The sequence below is a fragment of the Halomonas sp. 707D4 genome, from assembly GCF_024158685.1.
Classification (GTDB): domain Bacteria; phylum Pseudomonadota; class Gammaproteobacteria; order Pseudomonadales; family Halomonadaceae; genus Vreelandella.
The window spans coordinates 1-8485 of record NZ_JAMZBD010000098.1; the positions used below are offsets into that span (position 1 = coordinate 1).

6 protein-coding genes are annotated in these 8485 nt (G+C 67.7%); 4 read left to right on the plus strand and 2 right to left on the minus strand.

Annotated elements, in window-relative coordinates:
- From argA to BIS11_RS06245, 4 genes are all read left to right on the plus strand, one after another.
- A partial coding sequence (argA, locus tag BIS11_RS06230; protein ID WP_253585829.1) for an amino-acid N-acetyltransferase occupies nucleotides 1-821 on the plus strand: 821 nt, incomplete at its 5' end.
- Nucleotides 822-914: 93 nt separating this feature from the next.
- The gene (locus BIS11_RS06235; protein ID WP_253419898.1) at nucleotides 915-3101 is read left to right on the plus strand and encodes an OsmC domain/YcaO domain-containing protein; all 2187 of its coding nucleotides are present in this window, start codon (nucleotides 915-917) and stop codon (nucleotides 3099-3101) included.
- Nucleotides 3102-3121: 20 nt separating this feature from the next.
- Entirely contained in the window at nucleotides 3122-4318 is a 1197-nt protein-coding gene (locus tag BIS11_RS06240) for a serine hydrolase (protein ID WP_253419856.1), read from the plus strand.
- Nucleotides 4319-4370: 52 nt separating this feature from the next.
- Complete coding sequence (locus BIS11_RS06245) at nucleotides 4371-4964, plus strand: GNAT family N-acetyltransferase (protein ID WP_253419854.1); 594 nt, start codon at nucleotides 4371-4373, stop codon at nucleotides 4962-4964.
- Between the two features lie 82 nt (nucleotides 4965-5046).
- Here the strand turns inward: BIS11_RS06245 and glgB are convergent, their stop codons facing one another.
- On the minus strand, nucleotides 5047-7257 hold the full coding sequence (gene glgB / locus BIS11_RS06250; protein ID WP_253419852.1) for a 1,4-alpha-glucan branching protein GlgB: 2211 nt from the start codon (nucleotides 7255-7257) through the stop codon (nucleotides 5047-5049).
- The coding region (locus BIS11_RS06255) for a putative maltokinase (protein WP_253585830.1) at nucleotides 7250-8485 on the minus strand (1236 nt) is incomplete at its 5' end. The genes BIS11_RS06255 and glgB, both read right to left, overlap by 8 nt.

Sequence of the window (8485 nt, forward strand, 5' to 3'; positions counted from 1 at the left end):
CGGCGTCGAGGTCGAACACCTCGCCGGTGCTGGAGAACCCGAGCGGCGGCAGCAATACCAGCGACCCCTGGGCCAGCAGCTCCTTGATGGCGGTGGCGCTCAAGGCGGACAAGCTGATCCTGCTCGGCGACTCCGAGGGTCTGGCGGACGAGAACGGGACGCTGCTGCGCCAGCTCACCCCGGCGGAGGCGGAGCCGCGCCTGGCCGCCGCCGAGCCCGGAAGCGAGCTTGCCCGCCACCTGAGCGCGGCGGCCAGCGCCGCGCGTCAGGGCGTGGCGCGCACCCACCTTCTATGCTGGCGCGACCACGATGCGCTGCTGGGCGAGCTCTTCACCCGCGACGGCGTGGGCACCATGATCACCGAGCACCGCTACGAGCAGCTCAGGCCGGCCACCCTCAACGACGTGGGCGGGCTTCTGGAGCTGCTCGAGCCGCTGGAGCGGCGCGGCATGCTGGTGGCGCGCTCCCGCGAGCGCCTCGAGCACGAGATCGACGACTACCTGGTGATCGAGCGCGACGGCATGGTGATCGGCTGCGCAGCGCTGCACGTCTTTGCGGACACCACGGTGGGCGAGCTTGCCTGCGTGGCGGTGCATACCAGCTACCAGGGCGGCGAGCGGGGCGAGCGCCTGGTCGAGGCCATCGAGCGCCGTGCCCGCCAGCGGGGGCTGTCGGAGCTGTTCGTGCTGACCACCCACACCGCCCACTGGTTCGTGGAGCGCGGTTTCAAGAGCGCAAGCCTCGAGGAGCTGCCGACCCTCAAGCGCGAGACCTACAACCACGCGCGCAAGTCCAAGGTGCTGGTGAAAACCCTTAGCTGACGCGCGACCCGAGACGGGGCGGTGCAAAAACTGGATAATGGGCGCCATTCGCCGGCCGGTGCCGGCACACCCATCATCCCGGACACCCGCTCTATGGAAATCAAGGTCAACTACCTCGACAACCTTCGCCAGGAGGCGAAGTTCGACGACTTCAGCGTCATCGCCGACCAGCCGATCCGCTACAAGGGCGACGGCTCCGCGCCCGGCCCCTTCGACTACTTCCTGGCGTCCTCGGCGCTGTGCGCGGCCTACTTCGTCAAGGTGTACTGCAACGCACGCAACATCCCGACCGAGAACATCCGGCTTTCCCAGAACAACATCGTCGACCCGGAGGATCGCTATAAGCAGATCTTCAAGATCCAGGTGGAGCTGCCCGAGGACATCTCCGACAAGGATCGCCAGGGCATCCTGCGCTCCATCGACCGCTGCACGGTGAAGAAGGTGGTGCAGACCGGCCCGGAGTTCCAGATCGAGGTGGTCGAGAACATCGACGAGGACGCCCAGGCGCTGTTGATGGGCACACCCGAGGGCGGCGAAACCTTCATCGCGGGCAAGGATGCGCCGCTCGAGCAGACCATCGCCCGCATGAGCGGAATCCTTGCCGATCTCGGCATGAAGATCGAGATCGCCTCCTGGCGCAACATCGTGGCCCACGTCTGGTCGCTGCACATTCGCGACGCCGCCTCGCCGATGTGCTTCACCAACGGCAAGGGGGCGACCAAGGAGAGCGCGCTGTGCTCGGCGCTGGGGGAGTTCATCGAGCGGCTGTCGTGCAACTTCTTCTACAACGACCAGTTCTTCGGCGAAGAGATCGGCGATGCCGCCTTCGTCCACTACCCGAGCGAGAAGTGGTTCCAGCCGGGGCCGAACGACGAGCTTCCCGAGGAGATCCTCGACGCGCACACCCGGGAAATCTACGACCCGGAAGGCGAGCTGGCCGGGTCGAACCTATTCGACACCAACTCCGGGCGGCCGGATCGCGGCATCGTCTCGCTGCCCTTCACGCGCCAATCCGATGGCGAGACGGTCTACTTCCCGTCGAATCTGATCGAGAACCTGTTTCTGAGCAACGGCATGAGCGCCGGCAACACCCTGGCGGAAGCCCAGGTGCAGTGCCTCTCGGAGATCTTCGAGCGCGCGGTCAAGCGCGAGATCCTCGAGCAAGAGCTCGCGCTTCCCGACGTGCCGCCGGCGGTGATCGCCCGCTACCCGAGCATCCAGGAGGGCATCGCGGCGCTGGAGGCCCAGGGCTTCCCGGTGCTGGTCAAGGACGCCTCCCTCGGCGGGCAGTTCCCGGTGATGTGCGTGACGCTCATGAACCCGCGTACCGGCGGCGTGTTCGCCTCCTTCGGGGCGCACCCGAGCTTCGAGGTGGCGCTGGAGCGCAGCCTCACGGAGCTTCTTCAGGGGCGCAGCTTCGAGGGCTTGAACGACCTGCCGCTGCCGACCTTCAACTCCCAGACCGTCGCCGAGCCGAACAACTTCGTCGAGCACTTCATCGACTCCGTCGGCGTGGTCTCCTGGCGCTTCTTCAGCGCCCGTTCGGACTTCGAGTTCGCCGAGTGGGACTTCTCCGGCAGCACCGAGGAGGAGGTCGACACCCTGATGGGCGTCTTCGAGGAGCTCGGCGCCGAGGTATACATGGCGGTGCACGAGGACCTCGGCGCGCCGGTGTGCCGCATCCTGGTGCCGGGCTACTCCGAGGTCTACCCGATCGAGGACCTGATCTGGGACAACACCAACAAGGCGCTCGACTACCGCGAAGACATCCTCGAGCTGCACGGGCTAAATGATGAGGCGCTTACGGCCCTGGTCGAGCGCCTGGAAGAGAGCCAGATGGACGATCACGCCGACATCATCACCTTGATCGGCATCGAGTTCGACGAGAACACGGTCTGGGGCCAGCTCACCATCCTCGAGCTCAAGCTGCTGATCTTTCTGGCGCTGGGTCGCCTCGAGGAGGCGCTGGAGTGCGTCGAGATGTTCCTCCAGTACAATGACAATACCGTCGAGCGGCGGCTCTTCTACCAGGCCGTGCAGGCGGTGCTGGAGATCGCCCTCGACGACGAGCTCGAGCTCGACGACTACCTGCCCAACCTCACCCGCATGTTCGGGGAAGAGACCATGGCAGCGGTGGTCGGCTCCGTCGACGGCAGCGTGCGCTTTCATGGCCTCACGCCCACCAATCGGCAGCTCGACGGCCTGGAGCGCCACCAGCGCCTGATCCAGAGCTACCAGAAACTCCACGCCGCGCGCGCCGCCAAGGCGGGGCTTGCGTGAACCACCTCACGGGAAACGACATGACACCGACGCTTCTTCATACCTCCTTGATCGCCGGCGCCCTGGCGCTGGCCCCCCAGGCCTTCGCGCAAAGCGACGAGCTGAGCCAGGAGGCGGTGCGCAAGCTCTACAGCGGGCGCATGATGCCCGACGAGCAGGTCGCGCTTTCGCGCCATATCGACCGGCTGTTCCCGACCCGCACGGTCGAGGCGGCGGCCGAGCCGCATCAGTTTGGCTCGCGTGACGCCTCGCTCGAGGAGTTCTCGCTGACCCACGAGGGTGTCACTTACGACATCTATGACTTCATGGCGCTCAACCGGGTGAGCGGTCTGATCGCGGTGCACGACAACGACGTGGTGTTCGAGCAGTACGCCCTCGGCAACACCGCCGATACCCCCTGGATGTCGATGTCGATCGCCAAGTCGATCTCCTCGACCCTGATCGGCGCCGCGCTCAACGACGGCCATATCGACAGCCTCGACGATGCGGTCACCCGCTACGTGCCGGCCCTCGAGGGCAGCGTCTATGACGACGTCAGCGTCGAGCAGATCCTGCTGATGGCCTCGGGCGTGGCCTGGGACGAGACCTACGCCGACCCGGCCTCCGACCGCCGCCGGATGCTCGAGGTGCAGCTTTCCCAGAAGCCCGGGGCGCTGCTCGAGTTCATGGGCAGCCTCGAGCGCGCCGCCGAGCCCGGCACGGTGTGGAACTACAGCACCGGCGAGACCCAGATCCTGTCGGCGATCATCAACGGCGCGGTAGGCAAGAGCGCCGCCGAGTATCTCTCCGACAAGATCTGGGCGGGGTTCGGCATGGAGACCGATGCGAAGTGGTGGCTCGACAGCGAAGAGGGCCAGGAGATCGGTGGCAGCGGGCTTCTGATCACCCTGCGCGACTACGCCCGCTTCGGCCAGTTCGTGCTGAATGAATACCACCAGCCGAACGTGCTGCCGGAAGGCTGGGTGGCGGAGTCGGCGCGGCCCCACGAGATCGGCGGCGAAGAGGTCGAATACGGCTACTCCTGGTGGCCGGAAGGCGACAACGCCTTCTCGGCGGTGGGCATTTTCGGCCAGTGGGTATTCATCGACCCGGACAACGACATGGTCATCGCCATGACCGGCGCTCAGCCCAAGGCCGAAGCCTTCGAGATCGTGCCGGTCACCCAGTTCTTCCACGCGCTGAGCGACCATCTGGCCGCCAGCGGCACACCGCGTTGAGCTAGCCGCGCAGCAGATCGCGCGGCGCCCGACGACCCCAGAGGAGACAGCGATGTTCATCACGGAGCAGCAACTCGAAGGCCAGCACGTGCGCCTGGAGCCGTTGAACGCCGGGCATATCGACGCGCTCGCCGAGGCGGTACGCGATGGCGAAGGGTGGGGGCTCTGGTATGCCAGCGTCCCCCATCCTCAAGAGATGGCCGCTTACGTCGAGCGGGCGATGGACGCGGCGAGCCACGGCGAGCTGGCCTACGCCGTGCGCCAGTTGGCCAGCGGCGACATCGTCGGCACCACGCGCTTTTACGACGTGAGTGCCGCCCATCGCCGGGCGCTGATCGGCTACACCTGGTACGCCGAGCGCGTGCGCGGCACGGCGGTGAACGCCGAGTGCAAGCTCTTGATGCTGTCGAATCTGTTCGAGGTCTCCCAGGCGGTGGCCTGCGAGTTTCGCACCCACTTCTTCAACCGCGCCTCGCGCGCGGCGATCGAGGCGCTGGGGGCGAAGCAGGACGGTATTCTGCGTGCCCACCAGATCCTTCCCGACGGCTCGCTGCGCGATACCGTGGTCTACTCGATCGTCGCCTCCGAGTGGCCGGCGGTGCGCAACCAGCTCGAGAGCAAGCTGGCGCGCTTCGCGATGGTGTGAGAGGCGTTGTCAGGAGCGTTTTACCCCTGGCTTTCCAATGCGTTCGGTTCGCTTGGCTACCTCGTCGAATCGAACCCCTTTTCTAACGTTCTGGCGTCAGCACCAGCACCCCCAGCGGCGGCAGCGTGAGCGAAAGGCTCGCGCTCTGGCCGTGCAGCGGGGCGTCCGTGGCGGTGATCGCGCCGAGGTTGCCCAGGTTCGCGCCACCGTAGCACTCGGCGTCGCTGTTGAGCCGCTCGACCCACGTGCCCGCCCGGGGCACGCCCAGTCGGTAGCCGTGGCGCGGCACCGGGGTCAGATTGGCGACGACCAGCGCGCACTTGCCGCCCCCGGTGCGCAGCCAGGCAAGCACGCTCTGGTCGGCGTCGTCGCTCACCACCCAGGTGAAGCTGCGTGGCTCGCTCTCGTGGGCGTGAAGGGCAGAAAGCTCGGTGTAGAGACCGTTCAAGTCGCTCACCAGTCGCTGGATACCTGCGTGGCGCGGCTCGCCGAGCAGCCACCAGTCGAGCTCGCGGTCGTGGCTCCACTCCCGCCACTGGCCGAATTCGCAGCCCATGAACAGAAGCTTCTTGCCCGGCTGGGTCCACATCACGCTCAGGTAGGCGCGCAGGTTGGCGAACTGCTGCCAGGCGTCGCCGGGCATCTTGCCGATCAGCGAGCCCTTGCCGTGCACCACTTCGTCGTGGGAGATCGGCAGCACGTAGCGCTCGGAAAACGCGTACACCATCGGGAAGGTCATCTCCGAGTGGGCGTAGCGGCGGTAGACCGGATCCTTGGCGATGTAGGTCAGGGTGTCGTGCATCCAGCCCATGTTCCACTTGTAGGAGAAGCCCAGGCCCTGCTCATCGACCGGCTTCGTCACCCCCGGCCAGGCGGTGGACTCCTCGGCGATCACCAGGGCCCCCGGCGCCTCCTCAGCGACTACCTCATTGAGGTGGCGCAGAAAGTCGATCGCCTCCAGGTTCTCGTGGCCGCCGAAGCGGTTGGGAATCCACTCGCCGTCGTTTCGCGAGTAGTTGCGATAGAGCATCGAGGCCACGGCATCGACCCGCAGCGCGTCCACGTGGAAGTGGGTCAGCCAGTAAAGCGCCGAGGCGAGCAAAAAACCGTGCACCTCGCGCCGGTCCAGGTTGTAGATGTAAGTGTCCCAGTCGCGGTGAAAGCCCTCGAAGGGGTGTGCGTACTCGTAGAGCGCGGTGCCGTCGAAGCGGGCAAGACCGTGGGGGTCGGTGGGGAAGTGCGCCGGCACCCAGTCGAGGATCACGCCGAGCCCCGCCTGGTGGCAGGCATCGACGAAGAGGGCGAACTGTGCCGGGGTGCCGAAGCGGGCGCTGGGGGCGAACTGACCGAGCGGCTGGTAGCCCCAGGAGCCGCCAAAGGGGTGCTCCATGATAGGCAGAAGCTCGATGTGGGTGAAGCCGAGCTCGCTGACGTAGGGAATCAGGTGCTCGGCGAGATCCCGCCAGCTGTAGAGCGCGCCGTCGTCACCGCCGTGGCGCCGCCAGGAACCGGCGTGCACCTCGTAGATGCTCATCGGCCGGTCGCCCGCCTGGTACGCCGCGCGCCTCTCGAGCCAGGCGTCGTCGTGCCAGGTGAAGGGCGTGGTGTCCGCCACCACCGAGGCGGTGGAGGGCGGGGGCTGGGTGGCCCGGGCCACCGGGTCGGCGCGCCGGCCGAGCCCGCCGTGGGCTTCCAGCAGCTCGTACTGGTAGACGGCGCCGGGGGCGAGCCCGGGCAAAAACAGCTCCCAGACCCCGGCGGGATGGCGCAGGCGCATCACGTGGCGCCGACCGTCCCAGCCGTTGAAGTCGCCGACCACCGAGACCCGCCGGGCGTTGGGCGCCCAGAGCGCGAAGCGCACGCCCGCAACCCCCTCCAAGGTCATCGGCTGGGCGCCCAGGCAGTGGCCGAGGCGGCGGTGGTTGCCCTCGTTGATCAGATAGAGATCCGTCTCGCCGAGCAGCAGGCCGAAGCGGTAGGGGTCGTCGGTCACCTGCTCGCCCTCGGGCCAGCGGATGCGCAGCCGGTAGGGCGCGGCGTGGGGCAGCCGGGCGGCGAAGAGCCCCGGCACCTGCACCGCGCTCAGCACGGCGCGCACCTCGTCACGGTCGGCCTCGAGCACGTCCACGCCGATGGCGCCGGGCAGAAAGGCGCGCAGGTAAGGGCCGTCGGCATCGGCGTGCGGGCCGAGCAGCGCGAAAGGATCGCCGCAGGTGCCCTCGACCAGGGCGTGGGCGGCCTCCTCGTCGAGCCACAGGCGGTGGTCGACCACCCGGCGGGTGAACTCACTCATGGGAGCCTCCTTGGTCGAGCTGGTCGACGAACCCGGCCAGTGCCCGCAGTGGCACGCCAAGCCACGCCGGACGGTTGGCCGCCTCGTAGGCGATCTCGTAGGCGGTCTTCTCGAGCACGAACAGATCCACCGCCGCCGCGGGGCCATTGGGCTTGGCCCAGTCGTGGGGGATCTCCAGCGTCGCCTGCCAGTAGGCGTTCAAGAACGCCTGGCGGCCGCGCAGCAGATAGCGCTCCATCACCTGCGACGCGGTGGCGGTATCCGCCTCCAAGTCGTGAGCGTGGGCCTGTTCCGCCATGGCGTAGGCGTAGTCGAAGGAGCGCAGCATGCCCGCCACGTCGCGCAGCGGGCTGTCCTTGGCGCGGCGCTCGGCGAGCGGCCGGGCCGGCTCGCCCTCGAAATCGATGATGTAGGCGTCATCGTGGGCGACGAGCACCTGACCCAGGTGCAGATCGCCGTGGATGCGCGTCATCAAGCCGCCCAGCGAGAGCTCGGCCATGGTGTCGATGGCGCGGGACAAGGCCGAACGCCTGGCCAGCACGCCCTCGATCAGTGCCCGCTGCGTCTCGTCACTGCTCGCCTGGCGCTCGAGCAGCGCCAGCGCCTCGTCGACGCGCTCGCTCACCCGCGTCTTCCAGCGCGCCACCTGGGCGGCGTCGGCGATCTGCGAAGCGAAGTCCGTCTGCTCGGTGGGGGCGGCCAGCACCTCGTGCAGCTCGCCGAGCCGCCGACCCAGGGTTGCAGCGAACGCCTCGAGCTCCTCGAAGGCGCCATAGCGCGGGGCCTCGCGTGAAGTATCCGGGTTCGGTTCCTCGAGGATCGCCTCGCGAATCGCCCGCTCGAGCGTGGTGTGGGTCCAGGACCAGGCGTCGCCCTGGTTGTCGATGAAGCGCTGCAGCAGCATCAGCGTGCGCGGCTCGTCACCGTGCCAGCGCGTCACTTCGCCGAGCAGCTCGGCGGTGTGGGCGAAGCCCTGCTCGCTCAGGTAGCGGCTCATCTCCGCCTCTGGATGAACGCCGTGCTCGAGGCGACGAAAAAGCTTCAGCACCCACTGGTGGTTGATCACCACGGCGCTGTTGGACTGCTCGGCGCTCTGGTGGATCACCTCGAACGTCTCCGGCCAGGGCTCTGCGCCGAGCGCCGGGGTGGCGGTGAAGCGGATCTCGCCCTCGGCGCCCTCGAGCACCCGGGACTGGCGGATCGCCTCCAGCACCCCGAGGGCGAGATC